This is a genomic window from Rhizobium leguminosarum bv. trifolii WSM2297 (assembly GCF_000271845.1).
This window is the reverse complement of the sequence record NZ_JH719394.1, coordinates 222,475-242,580: the sequence shown is the minus strand read 5'-3', so window position 1 is coordinate 242,580 and position 20,106 is coordinate 222,475. Positions and strand designations below refer to the sequence as shown.

Annotated in this window: 17 protein-coding genes; 12 read left to right on the top strand and 5 right to left on the bottom strand. The window is 62.4% G+C overall.

The window, feature by feature from the left end; genetic code table 11:
• Window positions 1-29: 29 nt before the first annotated feature.
• The gene (fdhA, locus tag RLEG4DRAFT_RS15085; protein ID WP_003577829.1) at window positions 30-1,220 is read right to left on the bottom strand and encodes a formaldehyde dehydrogenase, glutathione-independent; all 1,191 of its coding nucleotides are present in this window, start codon (window positions 1,218-1,220) and stop codon (window positions 30-32) included.
• 29 nt (window positions 1,221-1,249) lie between these two features.
• Complete coding sequence (locus RLEG4DRAFT_RS15080; protein WP_003577827.1) at window positions 1,250-1,597, bottom strand: hypothetical protein; 348 nt, start codon at window positions 1,595-1,597, stop codon at window positions 1,250-1,252.
• Between the two features lie 285 nt (window positions 1,598-1,882).
• On the opposite strand from RLEG4DRAFT_RS15080, the gene RLEG4DRAFT_RS15075 reads away from it, so the two are divergent.
• Window positions 1,883-2,317: a hypothetical protein gene (locus RLEG4DRAFT_RS15075; RefSeq protein WP_003577826.1), complete on the top strand. Its 435-nt coding sequence runs from the start codon at window positions 1,883-1,885 to the stop codon at window positions 2,315-2,317.
• Between the two features lie 22 nt (window positions 2,318-2,339).
• On the opposite strand, the gene RLEG4DRAFT_RS15070 is transcribed toward RLEG4DRAFT_RS15075, so the two are convergent.
• Complete coding sequence (locus tag RLEG4DRAFT_RS15070; RefSeq protein ID WP_003577824.1) at window positions 2,340-3,245, bottom strand: DMT family transporter; 906 nt, start codon at window positions 3,243-3,245, stop codon at window positions 2,340-2,342.
• 112 nt (window positions 3,246-3,357) lie between these two features.
• On the opposite strand from RLEG4DRAFT_RS15070, the gene RLEG4DRAFT_RS15065 reads away from it, so the two are divergent.
• On the top strand, window positions 3,358-4,233 hold the full coding sequence (locus RLEG4DRAFT_RS15065) for a LysR substrate-binding domain-containing protein (protein ID WP_003577822.1): 876 nt from the start codon (window positions 3,358-3,360) through the stop codon (window positions 4,231-4,233).
• Here the strand turns inward: RLEG4DRAFT_RS15065 and RLEG4DRAFT_RS15060 are convergent.
• Window positions 4,208-5,200, bottom strand: a complete 993-nt coding sequence (locus RLEG4DRAFT_RS15060) for a GlxA family transcriptional regulator (RefSeq protein ID WP_003577821.1) — start codon at window positions 5,198-5,200, stop codon at window positions 4,208-4,210. The genes RLEG4DRAFT_RS15065 and RLEG4DRAFT_RS15060 overlap by 26 nt on opposite strands.
• Window positions 5,201-5,305: 105 nt before the next feature.
• Between RLEG4DRAFT_RS15060 and RLEG4DRAFT_RS15055 the strand changes: the two genes are divergently transcribed.
• From RLEG4DRAFT_RS15055 to RLEG4DRAFT_RS15010, 10 genes are all read left to right on the top strand, one after another.
• Entirely contained in the window at window positions 5,306-6,208 is a 903-nt protein-coding gene (locus RLEG4DRAFT_RS15055) for a 3-keto-5-aminohexanoate cleavage protein (RefSeq protein WP_003577820.1), read from the top strand.
• Window positions 6,209-6,215: 7 nt separating this feature from the next.
• Window positions 6,216-7,706: a carnitine 3-dehydrogenase gene (locus RLEG4DRAFT_RS15050; protein ID WP_003577819.1), complete on the top strand. Its 1,491-nt coding sequence runs from the start codon at window positions 6,216-6,218 to the stop codon at window positions 7,704-7,706.
• Window positions 7,707-7,716: 10 nt separating this feature from the next.
• On the top strand, window positions 7,717-8,877 hold the full coding sequence (locus tag RLEG4DRAFT_RS15045; protein ID WP_003577818.1) for an acyl-CoA dehydrogenase family protein: 1,161 nt from the start codon (window positions 7,717-7,719) through the stop codon (window positions 8,875-8,877).
• A gap of 4 nt (window positions 8,878-8,881) precedes the next feature.
• Window positions 8,882-10,936 (top strand): acetate--CoA ligase family protein, encoded by a 2,055-nt coding sequence (locus RLEG4DRAFT_RS15040; RefSeq protein ID WP_003577817.1) that lies wholly within the window; start codon window positions 8,882-8,884, stop codon window positions 10,934-10,936.
• Window positions 10,937-10,942: 6 nt separating this feature from the next.
• Window positions 10,943-11,725 carry a carnitinyl-CoA dehydratase gene (locus RLEG4DRAFT_RS15035; protein WP_037093648.1) on the top strand — a complete coding sequence of 261 codons (783 nt, stop codon included), beginning with the start codon at window positions 10,943-10,945 and terminating at the stop codon, window positions 11,723-11,725.
• Window positions 11,726-11,842: 117 nt separating this feature from the next.
• Window positions 11,843-13,432 (top strand): ABC transporter substrate-binding protein, encoded by a 1,590-nt coding sequence (locus RLEG4DRAFT_RS15030; protein ID WP_003577815.1) that lies wholly within the window; start codon window positions 11,843-11,845, stop codon window positions 13,430-13,432.
• Between the two features lie 96 nt (window positions 13,433-13,528).
• On the top strand, window positions 13,529-14,536 hold the full coding sequence (locus RLEG4DRAFT_RS15025) for an ABC transporter permease (protein ID WP_003577813.1): 1,008 nt from the start codon (window positions 13,529-13,531) through the stop codon (window positions 14,534-14,536).
• The gene (locus tag RLEG4DRAFT_RS15020) at window positions 14,533-15,360 is read left to right on the top strand and encodes an ABC transporter permease (protein WP_003577811.1); all 828 of its coding nucleotides are present in this window, start codon (window positions 14,533-14,535) and stop codon (window positions 15,358-15,360) included. Before RLEG4DRAFT_RS15025 ends, RLEG4DRAFT_RS15020 begins: the two co-directional genes overlap by 4 nt.
• A complete protein-coding gene (locus tag RLEG4DRAFT_RS15015) occupies window positions 15,353-16,984 on the top strand; it encodes an ABC transporter ATP-binding protein (protein ID WP_003577809.1) in 1,632 nt (543 codons plus the stop codon). Before RLEG4DRAFT_RS15020 ends, RLEG4DRAFT_RS15015 begins: the two co-directional genes overlap by 8 nt.
• 16 nt (window positions 16,985-17,000) lie before the next feature.
• Window positions 17,001-19,004 (top strand): CocE/NonD family hydrolase, encoded by a 2,004-nt coding sequence (locus RLEG4DRAFT_RS15010; protein WP_003577807.1) that lies wholly within the window; start codon window positions 17,001-17,003, stop codon window positions 19,002-19,004.
• Window positions 19,005-19,109: 105 nt separating this feature from the next.
• On the opposite strand, the gene RLEG4DRAFT_RS15005 is transcribed toward RLEG4DRAFT_RS15010, so the two are convergent.
• A complete protein-coding gene (locus tag RLEG4DRAFT_RS15005; protein WP_003577805.1) occupies window positions 19,110-20,021 on the bottom strand; it encodes an alpha/beta hydrolase in 912 nt (303 codons plus the stop codon).
• Window positions 20,022-20,106 lie beyond the last annotated feature (85 nt).

Genomic DNA, 20,106 nt, shown 5'->3' with positions numbered 1-20,106 from the left:
GCTGCAAATCTGGTCTTCAGTCCTTGCCGCTAGGCGGCTTTCGTGACATCTCCATGCGGATCGAGGACATATTTAGTCGCGGCGCCATGGTCGAAGCTCTCATAGCCGGCAGCGGCATCGTCGAGCGGGATGACCTTGGCATTGACAATATCGGCAATCGGCAGCCGGTCGTGCAGGATCGCCTGCATAAGCTGCCGATTGTATTTGAGCACCGGCGTCTGGCCGGTGTGGAAGGACTGGGCCTTGGCCCAGCCGAGGCCGAAGCGGAGTGACAGATTGCCGTGTTTGGCGGCATTGTCGACGGCGCCCGGATCCTCGGTGACATAAAGGCCGGGAATACCGATCGAGCCCGCGGCGCGGGTGATTTCCATCATCTGATTGAGTACGATGGCCGGCTGTTCTCCGCCGGAATGGCCACGCGCCTCGAAGCCGACCGCATCGATGGCGCTGTCCACCTCATTGGTGCCGACCACCTGGGCGATCATGTCGCCGAGACGATCGCTCTTCGAGAGATCGATCGGTTCGAAACCGACCTTGGCCGCATGCGCCAGGCGATCCTTGTTGAAGTCACCGATCATGACGACGGCCGCGCCGAGGATACGAGCCGAAGCGGCAGCCGCAAGCCCGACCGGGCCGGCGCCTGCGATGTAGACGGTCGATCCGACCCCGACGCCTGCACGCACCGCGCCGTGGAAGCCGGTGGGCAGAATGTCGGAGAGCATGGTGAGATCGCGGATCTTCGCCATCGCCTTGTCGCGATCGGGAATTTTCAGCAGGTTGAAGTCTGCATAGGGAATGGTGACGTAACGCGCCTGTCCACCGATCCAGCCGCCCATGTCGACATAGCCATAGGCGCCACCGGCGCGGGCCGGGTTTACCGTCAGGCAGACGCCGGTGTCCTGGGATTTGCAGCAGCGGCAACGGCCGCAGGCGACATTGAACGGCACCGAGACGATATCGCCGATGTCGAGCATCTCGACGTCGACGCCTTTCTCGATGATCTCGCCGGTGATTTCATGACCGAGGACCAGACCCGGCATCGCCGTCGTGCGGCCGCGGACCATATGCTGGTCGGAGCCGCAGATATTGGTCGAGATCACCTTCAGAATGACGCCGTGCTCGATGCGGCGACCGTCGGGCGCTTCCAGCTTCGGATCGTCGATGTCGCGAACTTCGACTTTGCCCGGCCTCAGATAAACGACGCCTCTATTCTTGCTCATGGATTCCTCCCATTCGTTGAACGCCTCGATCAGCAACCGATGCAATCGATGGCAACTTTCCCTCCGGCCTGCCTCCTCTGCAGCCCGGTATTCACAACGCCGCATCCGGCGATATTCAAATTTTGCAAATAGGCGGGGACAGATTGGATGGAGGGGAAGAGTGAAGACGATAGGTCTGGCCTGTCGTTCCGCTCGTCATCGCCGTCGCAATCCGCCGATTTGCTGCGCAAGAGCTGGTTTCCGGGCTCCGGAACCTCCTTTCGATTCATCTTGGAATCTTCGGTCGGCCTTCCAACGGTTCTGTCGCCAGTGACGGGCACCTTGAACGCCATAAGCAAACCATGCCCGGCGGAAAACAGCGCCCGAAAAAACGACATGGGTGCAACTCAAAGACGACAGTCGGAAAACGCCGATAGCATGCCGCCGGCAGGTATGAGTTGATCCCCGGAATAGGGCGGTTTTCCGGATCGGTTCAAAAGATTTGATTGCAGGCCTCCATCAAATGGCTTGAGCACGGCAGGATTCCTCCGCCGGTTGTCGCGCCGTGATCGCATCTGTCCAACCAAATGCCGTTTCCAATCGTGATTGGACATCGGCTGCGACCTGAGCGACGCTATTCTTGGGAGCGGACCATCTATTTTTCTCGAAGATAGGAGGCCGAAATGGAACAGTATGCACTGGAGCAGTTGAAAACGATTGCGAAGGTCAGCACGACCTGCAAGCGCCTTGAATTAACACGGCGCGAACGGATTGAACGGTGGGCAGAAAGTCTCGAACGCAGCCCCAAGCCGTTTCTTAAGACGCTTCACGAAACGGAGTATCAGCCGATCGCAGATCGTTTTGCCATGCGCGATGACGACACTCCGATCTCTGTTGCATTCGCTGATCCCATTCTGCGGGCGGCAGGAATGGAAGATGACAGCTACGGAGAAGCCAAACGATTCTTCGAACTCAGCGACGGGCAATTGCACGAGCTTGTTTGCTTCTGCCATTTTGGTGAACGCGTCAGCGCGGCAACAGTAGCTCGCCGCGTGCGTAAGATAGCGGATCCCAAACCAAGCGGATTTTTCGCTCAGCTTCGCGCGTTCTTTGGCTAATCGAGGCTAAAGAAAGTTGGCTCTAGCCGTCGCGTAACCGCTGGCTGCGGTTGAAGTCGATTGCCGTGTGCCAGAACACGGCGCCGAGGATGATCGCGCCGCCGAAATACGTGGCGACAGGCGGCTGCTCGGAAAACAGCAGCCAGACCCACAGAGGTGTCAGCACGATTTCCATCGTGCCGATCAGCGCTGCCTCGGCCGGCGGCATCCGCTTTGCCCCGGCGAGGAAGAGCACAAGCGCCAGCGAAAAATTGGTGGCGCCGAAGGCGGCAAGAACGATCCAGTTGTGCAGGTCGAGCGAGCCGACCGAACCGAACGGCGCGAAGATGACGAGGGTCAGAAAAGCGCTGACGACGGTCGGCGGCAGGCTCGGCACGCCGGGACTGATGCGCGGAATGATGATGACGAGTGCGAAGGAGGCGGTCATGCCGAGCGCCAGCAGGTCGCCCCAACCGGTACCGCCGCCGATCGACGAGGCGACGATAACCGCAACGCCGCAGAACGAGACGCCGCCGGCGATCAGAGTCCGCCGGGCAACTCTTTCCTTCAGAATGATCCAGCCGAACAGGGCCGCGATGAACGGCGTGGTCGCATAGATCATCGTCACATTGGCGACGGTGGTCATGTAAAGCGAGCCGATGAAGCATCCCTGACTGAAAGTCTGGCATGCGATCATCGCCAGGCCCGACGGATGGAAGACGGAACGCCATTGCCGCCGCGAGATGCCCCCTTCGAGGAAAAGGCAGGGGATCAGCAGGAACAGGCCTCCGAACAACGACCGCCAGGCGATCGCCGTCCATACGTCGGTCGTGAGCAGCCGCGAATAGACGCCACTCGCACTCCAGGCAAGCGTCGCGGCAACGATGAGAAGCACACCCTTCTCGTGCTCGCTGCCTGCGAGGCGCGTGGTCGGATTTTCAATGGTCACGCTGATAGTCTCAAAGAAGGAAGTCGAACGCCGCCCATTTCTGCGCCGGGAATTGACATAAGACAAACGAATAGTAGAGATAGCTCTCATCGATTTTTTCTATGGCTGCCTCATGCATGAACCAATCGAGAGCGACCTGCTGAGGACCTTCCTGGTCGTCGCCGAGACATCGAATTTCTCTGCGGCTGCCCAGCGCATTGGCCGGACGCAATCAGCGGTCAGCACCCAGATCAAGAGGCTCGAGCAGACGATCGGCGAAGCCCTCTTCGAGCGTGGCGCCCGCGGTGTGCAACTCACGCGCCCGGGCATCCAGCTTGTGCCATACGCCCGCAGGGTCATCGACCTCCTCAACGAAGCCGCCGCGACGATCCGCAGCAAACCGCTCGACGGACCGGTGCGGATCGGCATTCCAGAGGAATATAGCCAGACGGTGCTGCCGGCTGCCCTTGCAGCTTTCGCCGTACGCCACCCGGCGGTCGAGGTCACCGTCTCCTGCGATTACACATCACGCAACCTTGCCGCCCTGGAGCGGGACGAGCTCGATCTGGCCGTCGTTTTCGACTGGAGCGACGAGACGAAAGGCGAAGTCATCTGCGTCGATCCCACAGTCTGGGTCACATCGTTGGTCCATCGGCTGCACGACCTCGATCCGCTTCCGATCGCGACCTATCGCAACTCCACCTGGTCCCGCGACTTTGCGCTTCGATCGCTGGAGCAGATCGGCCGCAATTACCGGATCGCTTTCATCGCCGACACTGGGTCGGGGCTGAAGAACGCGCTGATCGCCGGCCTAGCCGTCACCACGCTTTCCCGCAGCAGCATCCCGCCCGGCTGCCGGGAGCTGACTGCCGAAGACGGTTTCCCGCCGGTCGATTCCTCGAAGGTCGTGCTCCGCCGCAGCACTTACCGTTCCACCGAAGCCATCCGCGAGCTCGCCGAGATGGTCCGGGACGCGTTCCAGCCTACGTCGGCGCTGCCGATGGCGTGATGCGGCGGCGCAAGCGGCGCCGGGTCTCGGAAGGGCTCTCGGAGAAACTTGCCCGGTAGCTTCTCGCAAAGGCCGAGGCCGAATTGAAGCCGGTTGCCGCCGCGATGTCGGCGAAGGAGGCTGTCGTCTCGATCACTTTGCGGCGCGCTGTGTTCAGACGCAGCGCGAGATAATGCACATGCGGCGGCGCGCCGATGCTCTGCTGGAAGAGATCCTGCAGATGCCGGGCGCTGACGCCCACCCTGCGAGCGATCCGCGCCAAAACCAGAGGCTGCTCGATATGGTCTTCCATCAGCCGCACCGCCTGAGTCACGCGCGGGTCATGCATGCGCAATCCCGCCGGGGCTGCCGACAGCGGCTCATCGGCATGGAAGGAAGGCTGCTCGTAACGGAACAGCCGGCTGACTTCCAGGGCCAGGGAGTAGCCTTGCCGCTGCCGGATTATTTCAAGCATCAGATCCACGGTCGGAAGCGAACCTGAGGTCGTCAGCCGCTTGCCATCGATGACGAAACGGTCCTTGACGGCCCTGACCTCGGGATAGGCAAGCGCAAAATCCTCGTAATCCTCCCAGTGGACGGTCGCCGGCAGTCCGTCGAGCAGGCTTGCTTCGGCCAGCAGCCATGTGCCGGACTCGATGCCGGCAATGATCGTGCGGTGGCGGGCGGTCTGCGAGAGCTGCATCTTCAGCGCCGGCGTCGCGCTGCGGCGCCAGTTGTAACTGGCCAGCACGAAAAGCGGCGTCTCCTCGCTCGTCACCCGGAAGGTTCCGTCGGCCGGAATGGCGATTTGGCTGGTGGTCTGGATCGGCGCCCCGTCCGGCGTCAGCAGCCGCCAGCGATAGAGTTCGCTGCCTGCGATGCGATTGGCGCCGCGCAGCGGCTCGATGACCGAGGCGATCAGGATCAGGTTCGTCTCCGGCAGGACGAGAAGATCGATATCGAGCGGTTCCGTTGATCGCTGCAGCAAGGTCACCTCCTCCCGTTCCGATAATGTATCAATGACTTCCGAGAATGCAAAGCATCTCCGCTAATCCTGTCGCGTAATGGGAGACAAGATGGGGAGAACAAAATCATGCCTCTAGCGATGAATCGCGATGTTTTCATCACCTGTGCTGTTACCGGCGCCGGCGATACGGTTTCCAAATCCAGCCATGTTCCCATCACTCCCAAGCAGATCGCGGACTCCGCGATCGACGCCGCCAGGGCTGGGGCGGCCGTTGTTCACTGCCATGTCCGCGATCCCGAAACGGGGGCCGCCAGCCGCCGCAACGATCTTTACAGGGAAGTCACCGACCGCATTCGCTCGGCGGATATCGACGTCGTCCTCAATCTTACCGCCGGTATGGGCGGGGACCTGATCTTCGGTGATGTCGAAAGCCCCCTTCCCCTCAATCCGAAAGGCACCGACATGGCAGGCGCCAGCGAGCGCGTCAGCCATGTCGCCGAATGCCTGCCCGAGATCTGCACGCTCGACTGCGGCACGATGAACTTCAACCTCGGCGACTATGTCATGACCAACACGCCGGCCATGCTGCGGGCGATGGCGAAGAAGATGACGGATCTCGGCGTGCGGCCGGAGATCGAGGCCTTCGACACCGGCCATCTGTGGTTCGCCAAGCAGCTTGCCGAAGAGGGACTGATCGAAGACCCGGTGCTGATCCAGCTTTGCATGGGTATTCCGTGGGGCGCGCCCGACGATCTCAACACCTTCATGGCGATGGTCAACAACCTGCCCGAAAGCTGGACCTTCTCGGCCTTTTCGATCGGCCGCAATGCCATGGCTTATCCGGCTGCAGCGGTTCTCGGCGGCGGCAATGTGCGCGTCGGCCTTGAGGACAACCTCTTCGTCGGCAAGGGCCAGCTCGCCACCAATGCGCAGCTCGTCGAAAAGGCCGTGCAGGTGGTCGAAGGCATGGGCGCGCGGGTCATCGGTCCGGAAGACGTCCGCAAGAAACTTAAACTGACGAAGCGTTGAGGCTGGCATGACCAAGATCAACAAGGCGGCTTGCATCGGCGGCGGCGTCATCGGCGGCGGATGGATCGCCCGTTTTCTGCTCGCCGGCATCGACGTCGATGTGTTCGATCCGCATCCGGAAGCCGGCCGCATCGTCGGCGAGGTGATCGCCAATGCCCAACAAGCCTATGCCATGCTGACCGGCGCGCCGCTGCCACCGCAGGGCAGGCTTCGCTTCTGCACGACGCTTGAAGAAGCCGTCACGGATGCCGACTGGATCCAGGAAAGCGTGCCGGAAAGGCTCGACCTCAAGCGTCGCGTGCTGACCGAGATCGATGCCGCGTCCCGCCCGGATGCCCTGATCGGCTCTTCCACGTCGGGGCTGCTGCCGACCGATCTGCAGCGCGACATGAGACATCCCGAACGGCTCTTCGTCGCCCATCCCTATAATCCCGTCTATCTGCTGCCGCTCGTCGAAATCGTCGGCGGTGCAAAAACCTCGGCGGCGACCATCAGCGCTGCGACGGAAAGATTGCCGCCGATCGGCATGAAGGGCGTCCACATCGCCAAGGAGATCGAGGCCTTCGTCGGCGACCGGCTGCTCGAAGCGCTCTGGCGCGAGGCGCTGTGGCTGATCCATGACGATATCTGCACCGTCGAGACGCTCGATGACGTCATCCGTTACTCCTTCGGCCTGCGTTGGGCGCAGATGGGCCTGTTCCAGACCTACCGCATCGCCGGCGGCGAGGCCGGGATGCGCCACTTCCTCGCCCAGTTCGGTCCCTGCCTCGCTTGGCCATGGACCAAGCTCACCGATGTCGTCTATCTCGACGACGCGCTGATCGAAAAGATCGGCGGGCAATCCGACGAACAGGCAGCCGGCCTCTCGATCCGGGAGCTCGAACGCATTCGCGACGAAAACCTCGTCGGCATCCTGCAGGCGCTGAAGGGCGGCGATAGCGGCAAGGGCTGGGGCGCTGGCAAGCTGCTGAAGGAGTTCGAGCAATCGCTCTGGGCGCAGGGCGGCGGGGCGACCACGTCGTTCGACCCGTCAAAGCCGCTCAGGCTCGTCGAAACCAAGGTGGGTCCCGCCTGGGTCGACTATAACGGCCACATGACCGAACACCGCTACCTGCAGGTTTTCGGCGATACATCAGATGCGCTGCTGCGCCTCATTGGCGTCGATCTCGCCTATGTCGAGGCGGGACAAAGCTACTACACGGTAGAAACCCACATCCGCCATCTCGGCGAGGCAAAGCTTGGCCAGGCGATCCATTCGGCCTGCCAGATTCTGTCCATTGACGAGAAGCGGCTGCATGTCTTCCACACACTGGCCGACACGGCGACGGGTGAGGTTCTCGCGACCGCCGAGCATATGTTGCTGCACGTCGACAGCAAGGCGGGAAAAGTCGTGCCGGCGCCGGCCGCTGTTCTCGACAGGGTCACGGCGATTGCTGGAATGCACGCAAAATTGCCCGTGCCCGAAGGTGTCGGCCGTCACGTCGGTCAGAGGCGATAGGAGGATCGGCATGAATTTCGGTCTCAGCCAAGAACAGGAAATGATCGTCGAGACGGTTCGCGCTTTCGTCGAAACCGAGATTTATCCGCATGAAAATGCGGTCGAGCGCAGCGGCATCGTGCCGCCGGAGCTCGGACGCGAGATCCAGCGCAAATGCATTGATCTTGGATTCTACGCCTGCAATTTCCCCGAGGAGGTCGGCGGCGCCGGCCTCGACCACGTTACCTTCACGCTGGTTGAACGAGAGCTCGGACGCGGCTCGCTCGGGCTGACGTTCTTCTTCGGCCGGCCCTCGGGCATCCTGATGGCTTGCGAGGGTGAGCAGCGCGAGCGCTATCTCCTGCCGGCGGTGCGCGGCGAGAAGATTGACGCGCTTGCCATCACTGAGCCGGACGCAGGTTCGGACATGCGCGGCATGAAGTGTGCTGCCCGCCGCGATGGCGGCGACTTCGTGCTCAACGGCACGAAACATTTCATCTCCCATGCCGACGTCGCCGATTTCGTCATCGTCTTTGCCGCGACGGGCGAGGAGGAAACGCCGAAAGGCATCAAGAAGAGGATCACCGCCTTTCTCGTCGATCGCGGCACGCCGGGCTTCGAGATCCACAAGGGCTATGATTCCGTTTCGCATCGTGGCTACCACAATTGCACGCTGAGCTTCGAAGATTGCCGGATACCTGAAGCCCAGGTGCTGGGCGAAGTGCATCGCGGCTTCGATATTGCCAATCAATGGCTCTACGGCACGCGGCTGACGGTTGCGGCCACCTGCGTCGGCCGGGCGCGGCGGGTGTTCGAGATGGCCCTGCCCTATGCCGCCGAACGCAAGCAGTTCGGCAGACCGATCGGCGCCAATCAGGGCGTATCGTTCAAGCTTGCCGATATGATCACCGAAATCGACGCGGCCGAATGGCTGACGCTTTCAGCCGCCTGGCGGCTCGATGCCGGCCTTCCCGCAGACCGGCAGATCGCTTCGGCCAAGCTCTATGCCTCGGAAATGCTCGCCCGCGTCACCGACGAGGCGATCCAGATCTTCGGCGGCATGGGACTGATGGACGACCTTCCGCTCGCCCGCTTCTGGCGCGACGCGCGCGTCGAGCGCATCTGGGACGGCACCTCCGAAATTCAGCGGCATATCATCAGCCGCGACCTGCTTCGGCCTCTGGGAGCGTGAGCCGATGACCTCTCGCCCGCTCGACCGCCTGCTCAGACCGCAAACGATCGCCGTCTTCGGCGGCCGCGAGGCGCGCAGGGTGATCGAGCAATGCGACCGCATGGGTTTTTCAGGCGAGATTTGGCCCGTCCATCCCAAACTCGACGAGGTGCTGGGGCGGCCGTGTTATCGCTCCGTGTCCGATCTGCCTTCGGCGCCGGACGCCGCCTTCGTCGGCGTCAACAGGACGCTGACCGTCGACATCGTGCGCAGCCTTTCCGCGGCTGGTGCCGGCGGGGCGGTCTGTTATGCATCGGGCTTCAGCGAGGCGACGGCGGAACTCGCCAACGGCGCCGACCTGCAGCAGGCCCTGCTTTCGGCAGCCGGCGACATGCCGATCCTCGGCCCCAATTGCTACGGGCTGATCAATGGTCTCGACGGCGCGCTGTTGTGGCCCGACCAGCACGGCATGGAGCGTATCGACCGTGGCGTCGCGATCCTCACGCAGTCCTCCAATATCGCCATCAACCTGACCATGCAGACCCGCGGGCTGCCGATCGCCTATATGGTCACGGCAGGCAACCAGGCGCAGACATCGCTTGCCGATGTCGCCTGCGCCCTGATCGACGACCGCCGCGTCACTGCAATTGGCCTTCATGTCGAAGGGTTCGGCGATCTCGCCGCACTCGAACGCCTTGCCACGGCTGCCCGCCGGTCGAAGAAGCCTGTGGTCGTGCTGAAGGTCGGTAGATCCGAGCAGGCAAGACGCGCGGCGGTGTCACACACCGCCTCGCTTGCCGGCAGCGATGCCGTGGCGGACGCCGTGCTTGCCCGACTTGGCCTCGGCCGTGTCGAGACCCTGCCGGCGCTGCTGGAAACCCTGAAGCTGCTGCATGTGGCCGGCCCGCTCGCAAACCGTTCGATCTCGTCGATGAGCTGCTCCGGGGGCGAGGCTTCGCTGATGGCGGATGCCGCCGTCGGCCGCAATGTCGAATTCCCTGCGCTGCAACCGCAACAGTTGCCGCGTCTACGGCGGGTCCTCGGCGAGATGGTGACGCTCTCCAATCCGCTCGACTACCACACCTTCGTCTGGGGGGATTTCGCCCGCCAGACCGAAGCCTTCAGCGCCATGTTCGAAGGTGGGTGCGCCCTCAATCTCGTCGTCCTCGACTTTCCGCGTGGCGACCGCTGCGATGCGTCGGAATGGGCGATGACGGCAGATGCGGTCATCGCCGCGGCCTCTGCCACCGGTGCGCTGGCCGGCCTTCTCGCGACCCTTCCTGAGAACATGCCGGAGTCGATCGCCGATCGGCTGATGGCCAATGGCATCGTCGCCTTCTCGGGCATCGACGAAGCCATCACCGCAGCGGAAGTCGCCGCCGGCATCGGCCAAGCTTGGCAAGCCCCGCCTCCCCTGCCGCTGCTCGACGTGCCGTTCATGGATGGCGAGATCGAGACGCTGACGGAAGCTGATGCGAAGACCGAGCTTGCTTCCTGCGGCCTCCCCGTTCCCTGGGGGCTGCAGGCTTTTTCTCCCCGTGAAGCCGCAGATCAGGCGGAACGGCTCGGTTTCCCCGTCGTGTTGAAGGGCCTCGGTATCGCGCATAAGACTGAGGTCGGCGCCGTCGCACTCAACCTCAGGGATATTGAGGCGGTGTCGAAGGCGGCTGCGGCAATGACGTCGAATGGCGGTTATCTCGTCGAGAAGATGATCGATCCGCCGGTCGCGGAGTTGATCGTCGGCGCTGTCCGCGACCCTGTCTTCGGATTGTCGCTCACCTTGGGCGCGGGCGGAATCTTCGTTGAATTGCTTGAAGATTCCGTCATCCTGCCGCTTCCGGCGACGAAAACCGAGATTCATGTGGCGATTTCGCGTCTTAGACTGGCAAAATTGATCTATGGCTATCGTGGGCGACCGAAAGGCGACCTCGAAGCCGCGGTCGCCGCTATCGCAGCAGCGGCAGATTATGTCGTAATGAACGCTGCGCGCCTGGAGGAACTGGACATTAATCCGTTGATGGTTCTTCCCGAAGGGCATGGCGTTGCCGCAGTCGATGCCCTGATACGGCGGAGGAGGTAGCATAGGTTGAGCGATCACATTCGCACACGACAGGACGGCGGAGTGCTCCAAGTCGTCATCGACCGGCCGAAGGCGAACGCCATCGACCTTGAGACCAGCCGTGCCCTGGGCTTGATCTTCCGAGACTTCCGCGACGATCCTGAATTGCGTGTCGCCATCGTGTCGGGCAGCGGCGAGAAGTTCTTCTGTGCCGGATGGGACCTCAAGGCGGCCGCCGCGGGCGATGCGGTCGACGGCGATTACGGTGTCGGCGGCTTCGGCGGGCTGCAAGAGCTGCGCGACCTCAACAAGCCGGTCATTTGTGCGGTCAACGGCATCTGTTGCGGCGGTGGGTTGGAGATCGCGCTTTCCACCGACCTGATCATCGCCGCCGAGCATGCGACTTTCGCCCTGCCGGAAATCCGTTCGGGCACCGTTGCCGATGCCGCTTCGATCAAGCTGCCGAAACGCATCCCCTACCACATCGCCATGGACATGCTTTTGACCGGACGCTGGCTCGATGTTCACGAGGCGCATCGCTGGGGTTTCGTCAATGAGGTTCTGCCGGCCGACCGGCTGATGGAGAGGGCATGGGAGCTTGCCCGCCTGCTCGCAAGCGGGCCGCCGCTCGTCTATGCGGCCATCAAGGAAATTGTGCGCGAAGCGGAGGGTTCGACATTCCAGGCTGCCATGAACAAGGTTACCAAGCGGCAGTTTGCGACCGTCGACAGTCTCTATTCGAGCGAAGACCAATTGGAAGGCGCGCGGGCTTTCGCCGAGAAGCGAAGCCCCGTTTGGAAAGGAAAATAAGGCGGCGGCAACCGCAACATTTTCCCGCATGATGCGGGCACCGGAAGGGGGAGAGGAAACCGCCTGCCGACAATGCCCGGAAGTTCTGTCAACGCACCACAAAGAAGGAACAGGGGAATGAACGACTACAGCAAATATCTCGCAAGCCGCGTCACCGCAGGCGGGCTCAGCCGCCGCGAATTCATGGGACGCGCCATGGCGGCGGGCATCACACTTGCCGTCGCCGACAAGCTCTTCACCGAAAGTGCCGAAGCCGCCGAGCCGAAGCGTGGCGGCCACCTGAAGCTCGGTCTTGAAGGCGGCGCTGCCACCGATTCCAAGGATCCGGCGAAATTCCTGTCACAGGTCATGTTCTGCATCGGCCGCTGCTGGGGCGACATGCTCGTCGAATCCGATCCACTGACGGGTGCAGCCGTTCCGTCGCTCGCCGAATCCTGGGAGCCGTCGAAGGACGCCGTCACCTGGACCTTCAAGATCCGCAAGGGCGTCAAGTTCCACGATGGCAAGGAAATGACGATCGACGACGTCGTTGCGACGCTGAAGCGCCACACCGATGCGAAGTCGGAATCCGGCGCGCTCGGTGTCCTCGGCTCGATCAAGGAAATCAAGGCCGACGGCGGCAACCTCGTGCTGACGCTCAGCGAAGGCAATGCCGACATGCCGCTGCTGCTGTCCGACTACCATCTGGTCATCCAGCCGAACGGTGGCGTCGACGATCCCCTCGCCTCGATCGGCACCGGCCCGTACAAGATGACGAGCTTCGAGCCCGGTGTCCGCGCCACCTTCGAAAGGAACAAGGACGACTGGCGCACCGACCGCGGTTATGTCGATTCGATCGAGATCATCGGCATGAACGATGCGACGGCCCGCATCGCCGCACTTTCGTCCGGCCAGGTGCACTACATCAACCGCGTCGACCCGAAGACAGTCAACCTCTTGAAACGCGCACCCAATGTCGAGATCCTCTCGACCGCCGGCCGCGGTCACTACGTCTTCATCATGCACTGCGATAAGGCGCCGTTCGACAATAACGACCTGCGCCTGGCGCTCAAATACGCCATGGACCGGGAGACCATGGTGCAGAAGATCCTCGGCGGCTACGGCAAGGTCGGCAACGACTTCCCGATTAACAGCACCTATGCGCTCTTCCCCGAAGGCATCGAACAGCGCGTTTATGATCCCGACAAGGCCGCGTTTCACTACAAGAAGTCGGGCCACAGCGGCTCGGTACTTCTGCGCACCTCCGAAGTCGCCTTCCCCGGCGGAGTCGATGCGGCTGTCCTCTATCAGGAAAGCTGCAAGAAGGCCGGCATCGAGATCGAGGTCAAACGTGAACCGGGCGACGGCTACTGGACCAATGTCTGGAACGTCCAGCCCTTCTCGACATCCTACTGGGGCGGCCGGCCGACGCAGGACCAGATGTATTCCACCGCTTATCTCTCGACAGCGGACTGGAACGACACCAAGTTCAAGCGTCCTGACTTCGACAAGCTACTGTTGCAGGCCCGCTCCGAGCTTGATGAAGCCAAGCGCAAAGACCTGTACCGCGCCATGGCAATGATGGTGCGCGACGAGGGCGGCGTCATCCTGCCGATGTTCAACGACTTCGTGAACGCCTCCACCAAGCAGGTGAAGGGCTATGTTCACGACATCGGCAACGACATGTCGAACGGTTACGTCGCAACCCGCGTCTGGCTGGACGCCTGATGGCAGGTGGGGCGCACGCCCCATCGATCTCCAACGAAGACGGACCGTGGGATGAAACCCGCGGTCCTCCCGCCGTTTTAGCGAGAGGCCTTCGCCATGTCCAATCCTGCCCCAAGCGACACCTTGCCCGGGCTCAGGTTCCGGCAGCGTTTTCCGTTGCTTGCCCTTATCCTCGAGCGCTTCGTGCTCAGCATTGTCCTGCTTTTTGCCGTTTCCATCCTGATCTTCGGCGGGCTGGAAGCCCTGCCGGGCGATTTTGCGACCACCTATCTCGGCCAGTCGGCAACGCCGCAGGCCGTCGCCAATATTCGCCAGGATCTCGGACTGAACCGCCCGGTCACGACGCGCTACGTCGAGTGGCTCGGCAACGCCGTTCAGGGTGACTTCGGCACCTCCTGGGCCAGCAAGAATTCGGTCAGCGAACAGATCGGCAAACGCCTCGGCAATTCGCTGTTCCTGGCGGGTTTCGCAGCGGTGATATCGGTGCCGCTCGCCGTTGGTCTCGGCATGCTGTCGGTGCATTTCCGCAACCGCATGCCTGATAAGATCATCAACGTGATCTCGCTTGCGGCGATCTCGCTGCCGGAGTTCTTCATCGGCTACCTGCTGATCCTCTTCTTCGCCGTGAAGTTCGGCATGGCGACCTTTCCGGCGACCGTCTATGACAGCATGGGCTTTGCCGAGCGGCTGAAGGCGATTGCGCTGCCGACGGCAACCCTGGTGCTCGTAGTGCTCGCGCACATGATGCGGATGACGCGGGCCGCGATCCTCTCGGTCATGTCCTCTGCCTATATGGAAACAGCAGAGCTGAAGGGCCTCAGCGCCTTCCGTTCGATCGTCAAACACGCAGCACCCAATGCGCTCGCGCCGATCATCAATGTCATCGCCTTGAATCTCGCCTATCTCGTCGTCGGCGTCGTCGTCGTCGAAGTGGTCTTCGTCTATCCCGGCATGGGCCAATATATGGTCGACGCGGTCACCGTGCGCGACATGCCGGTCGTGCAGGCCTGCGGCCTGATCTTTGCGGCCGTCTACATCTTCCTCAACATGGTGGCCGATATCCTGGCGATCGTCGCCAATCCCCGGCTGAGGCATCCGCGATGAGAATGAGAGATATCCCCATCACCGCCTGGATCGGCATAATCGGCATCGCCGTCGCCTTCATCTTCGCGCTCTTTGCACCCTGGCTCGCCCCCTATGGCGAAACCCAGGTCGTCGGCGACGTCTGGCAGTTGCCTGACAATCAATATATCTTCGGCCTCGACAATCTCGGCCGCGACATCCTCTCGCGCCTGATCTACGGCGCGCGCACGACGCTTCTGGTTGCGTCTGCCGCGACTATCATTTCCTTCTCGCTCGGCATAATCCTCAGCTTCACCGCCGCCGTCTCGCGGGGGATCATCGATACCGTCTTTTCGCGTTTCAACGATCTGATGATGTCGATCCCGACGCTGATCTTCGCGCTCGTGGTGCTTGCGGTCTTGCCGCAAAATCTGATCGTCCTGATCCTTGTCATGGCGATCCTCGATTCCACCCGCGTCTACCGTCTCGGCCGCGCCGTGGCGCTCGATGTCGCGGTGATGGAATTCGTCGAGGCGGCCAAGCTGCGCGGCGAAGGCAAGCTCTGGATCATCTTCCGCGAGATCCTGCCGAACACGCTGTCGCCGCTGCTGGCCGAATTCGGCCTGCGCTTTGCCTTCTCGATCCTGTTTCTCTCGACGCTTTCGTTCCTCGGCCTCGGCATCCAGCCGCCTGCGGCCGATTGGGGCGGCATGGTCAAGGACAACAAGGACGGCATCATCTTCGGCATATCGGCCGCCCTGGTGCCGGGCACGGCGATTGCCGTGCTTGCCATCTGCGTCAACCTCGTCGTCGACTGGCTCCTGAAACGCACATCCAGCCTCAAGGGAGGGCGCGGCGATGCCTGAGCTTCTTTCCGTTCGCAATCTGAAGATCGAGGCAACCAGCTACCCGCCTGGCGAACCGCCGAAGCGGGTGACGATCGTCGACGGGGTTTCCTTCGACCTGCAGAAGGGCAAGGTTCTCGGCCTGATCGGCGAATCCGGCGCCGGCAAGTCGACGATCGGGCTTTCTGCGCTCGCTTATGGCCGGGGCGGCGCCGAAATCACCGGCGGCGAGGTGCTGCTCGACGGCACCGATATCCTGGCGCTCGGGACGAACGGCATCCGGAAAATACGCGGCGCTCGGGTCTGCTACGTCGCGCAATCGGCCGCCGCCGCCTTCAATCCGGCACACAGGCTCGGCGACCAGGTGATCGAGGCCTCGCTCAAACATGGGTTGATGAGCAAGGACGAGGCGCGCAAACGCGCGCTTTACCTGTTCCGCGTCCTCGGTCTGCCCAATCCGGAAACCTTTGGCGAGCGTTTTGCCCACCAGGTCTCCGGTGGTCAGCTGCAGCGGGCGATGACGGCAATGGCGCTCTGCTCCAATCCCGAACTGATCGTCTTCGACGAGCCGACCACGGCGCTTGACGTCACCACGCAGATCGACGTGCTGGCGGCGATCAAGCATGCCATCGAGGAAACCCACACGGCCGCACTCTACATCACCCACGACCTTGCCGTCGTCGCCCAGATATCGGACGACATCATGGTGCTGCGCCATGGCCGCCAAGTCGAGTATGGCAGCGTCCAGCAGATCATCGAGGCGCCGCGGCAGGACTATACCCGGGCCCTCGTCAATGTCCGGCAAGCCTACCGCGAGGAAGCCGCCGACCAGTCGGCAGCGCTTCTCAAGGTAGAGAATGTCAGCGCTGAATATTCCAATGGTTTCAAGGTGCTGCATGATGTCTCGCTGCATGTGCCCAAGGGGCAGACGCTCGCCGTCGTCGGTGAATCCGGTTCGGGTAAATCGACGCTGGCGCGCGTCATCACCGGCCTCTTGCCGCCGAGCAATGGGTGCATCGTCTTTGACGGCAAGCCGCTGATGCCGGCTCTCAAGAGCCGGCCGAACGACGACCTCAGGCGCATCCAGCTGATTTACCAGATGGCCGATACGGCGATGAACCCGCGGCAAACGGTCCGCGACATCATCGGCCGCCCGCTGACTTTCTATTACGGCCTTCGGGGCGCTCAAAAGACCGCCCGCGTCAAGGAACTGCTCGACCAGATCGAAATGGGCAATGGTTTCGTCGATCGTTATCCGGCCGAACTGTCCGGCGGCCAGAAGCAACGTGTGGCGATCGCCAGAGCGCTTGCCGCCAAGCCTGAAATCATCCTTTGCGACGAGCCGACCTCGGCGCTCGACCCGCTGGTGGCGGAGGGTATCCTCAAGCTGCTGCTCCGCCTCCAGCAAGAAGAGCAGCTGTCCTACGTCTTCATCACTCACGACATCGCAATCGTCCGGGCGATCGCCGATAGCGTGGCGGTGATGCATCGTGGCAAGCTGGTTCGGTTCGGTCCGAAGTCGACGGCGCTTTCGCCGCCCTTTGACGACTACACCGACCTGCTGTTGAAATCGGTCCCGGAAATGGAAATCGGCTGGCTGGAACGTGTGCTCGCCACGCGGCGCATGGAGAGCGCCGGCAACTGAACGTGAAGGAATGAGCATGACCTCGCGCGGATTCACCACCATCGAGAATGAATGGATTACGCTGCAGGACGGAACGCGACTTGCTGCGCGCATCTGGATGCCCGACGGCGCGGCGGAAGACCCGGTTCCCGCCGTCTTCGAATTCCTGCCCTATCGCAAACGCGACGGAACAAGCCTCAGGGACGAGTCGACCTATCCGGTCTTCGCCGCCGCAGGCATTGCCGGGGTGCGCGTCGATATCCGCGGCTCGGGAGAATCCGACGGCGTTATCGATGGCGAATATACCGAACTCGAACTTGCCAATGCCTGCGAGCTGATTGCCTGGATTGCAGCACAGCCGTGGTCGAACGGCGCGGTCGGCATGATGGGCATCTCGTGGGGCGGCTTCAACAGCCTTCAGGTCGCGGCATTGCGCCCACCGGCGCTGAAGGCCATCATCTCGATCGCCTCGACCGTCGATCGCTACAATGACGACATCCACTACAAGAACGGCTGTCATCTCTCCGCCCAGCTGTCATGGGCGGCGACTATGCTCGGCTACCAGTCGCGCTCGCCCGATCCCGCGCTTGTCGGTGAGCGCTGGAAAGAGATGTGGCTGCAACGGCTGGCAGGCGAACCCTTCTTCATGGAGGAGTGGCTGGCCCACCAGCGGCGCGACGAGTTCTGGCGCCATGGTTCGATCTCGGAGGACTTTTCCAGCGTCGAGATCCCGACGCTGGTGATCGCCGGCTGGGCCGACGGTTACCGCAATACGCCGCTGATGGCGGTCGAAGGCCTGGGCGAGAAAGCGAAAGCGCTGATCGGCCCATGGGTGCACAAATATCCGCACTTCGCCTGGCCGAAACCGCGGGCGGATTTCCATGGCGAAGCGATCGCCTGGTGGAACAAATGGCTGCGCGGCGAGGACAATGGCATCGACAGGCTGCCGCAGGCCCGCGCCTATATTCTCGATGCCGTCCGCCCTGCCCCCCGCCGTGACAGCGACCCCGGTTTCTGGGTCGCCAGGGATGTCTGGTCGCCGCCGCACATGCAATGCTTCTATGTGGAGCAATTCGGCAGGCTGACGGAAGGCATGCCGATCCCGCATGCGCCCGAACATCCCGTCTATGTGAGATCCCCGCTCGATACCGGGACGGCATCCGGCGAATATTTCACGCTGAAGCCGGACGCCGAAATGGCGATCGATCAACGCTCGGACGATGCCGGCTCGCTGGTCTTCGATACGATACCGCTCGCCGGCGATTGTGACTATCTCGGCCGGCCGGTGCTGACGCTGGCGTTGCGCTCTCGGGCGGCGGGTGGCAATCTCTGCGCCCGGCTCATCGACGTCCATCCGGATGGCACCGCAACGCGTGTCGCCTTCGGCGTCGTCAATCTCACTCATCGCGACGGCAATGCGGAGCCTAAACCGCTCGTCCCGGGCGAGAAAGTGTCGATCCGGCTCGTGCTCGATGCCTGCGGCTATCGTTTCCGCAAAGGGCATCGCATCCGCCTATCGCTTTCCACTGCCTATTGGCCGATGATCCTGCCGCCACCTGAGGATGAGGGGATCGAGATCGATATGGCGGCGCTCGGCCTGGCGCTGCCGGTGCTTGGCGAGCACCAGAGGATCGAAATCAAGGAGCCGGCCAATCCCGATCCGCTGCCGACATATGTCGAACATGCGGCAGCTGTAACGGAGCGGCAGGTCGTCCGCAACCTTTCGGCCAACCGAACGGACTATCGCATCCACGAGGATACCGGGCTCCACGAACATCCTGAGACCGGCCTGTCGACCCGGCAGTTGCGTGAGGAAGTCTGGTCGATTTCACCGGATGATCCGCTGTCAATGACGGGTACGTCGACCTGGATCTGCGATATGCGCCGCCCCGGCTGGTTCGTGCGCACCGTTGCGACCGCGCGCATTGCTTGCACCAAGACCGAGTGGATCATCAGCGCCGTGGTGACCGCTTTTGAGGACGATGTGCAGATCTTCGAAAAGGACTTTGCGGAAAAGCGGATCGCACGTGACCTGATGTGATCGTTAAAGCGGTTCAGGTTTCACGGAAGCGCCGAACCGCTCTAACCTTTTGTTTTTGCGCAATCCCGGAGGGAAAACCGCTTCGCACTTTTCCTGGAATTTGCTCTAGGCTGCCGCAAAATGCCGGACGGCCTCGCAGACCGCGTGGAACCCGTCGCGTGCGCCCTCGCTCATGTGACGGGCGCGCAGCCAGGCATGCACCATCTGCGGCTCCTCCCGGAACCAGACTTCGATGCCTTCAGCGGCGAGCCGAGTGGCGTATTGCCGGCCGTCGTCTCTCAAGGGATCGAAATGCGCGACGGTGATGAAGGCCGGCGGCAGTCCGGCAACGGACGATGCCTGCAGCGGCTCGGCGATCGCATTTCCATCAGGCGCCTGCAGGATCTTGCGATAATAGGCGACGTCAGCCGTCGTCAGGCCAGGCGCCGCGGCCATCTCGACATAGGAGCCGGCCATCAGGTCGCCGCCGAGCGCGGGGTAGATCAGCACCTGGCCGACGATGCCCGATAGCTCTTCGTCGCGCGCCCGCAATGCAAGGCCCGCCGCAAGATTGCCGCCGGCGCTGTCGCCGATCAGCACGACCTTGTTGTCGGCGGCAAGCAGATGCTTCAACACTGCGAAGCCGTCATCCGTCTGGGCCGGCCATCGATATTCGGGGGCCAGCCGGTAATCGACGGAAACAAGTTCCGCGCCGGCGAAATCGGCGATCTCGGCGCAGATGGCATGATGGCTCTCAAGCGAACCGACGACGAAGCCGCCGCCATGGAGGTAGAGCAGAACGGTCCGGGTGGTGATCTTGCGCGGACGGTAGCGCCTGATCGGTATGCGCTGGACCATACCGTCTGCAAAGATCATCTCCGGGGGCAGCGGGCGGTCGAAGCGCGCGCAAAGGGCATCGTACCAATGCCGCTGTTGCTCGACCGAGGCTTCGACGGCATCGGCAGGATAGAATCTGTCGCAAATCTCGAGAAACTGCAGGATGCCCTTTTCTGTGGGCACAGGCGTGGGAGCGGACATGCAGGGTCCTTTCGATTTGGGACATGCGGATGAATGTCCCTGGCCGATTCTGACCTCATCATGCGCCTTTGCGATGGAAGCAATC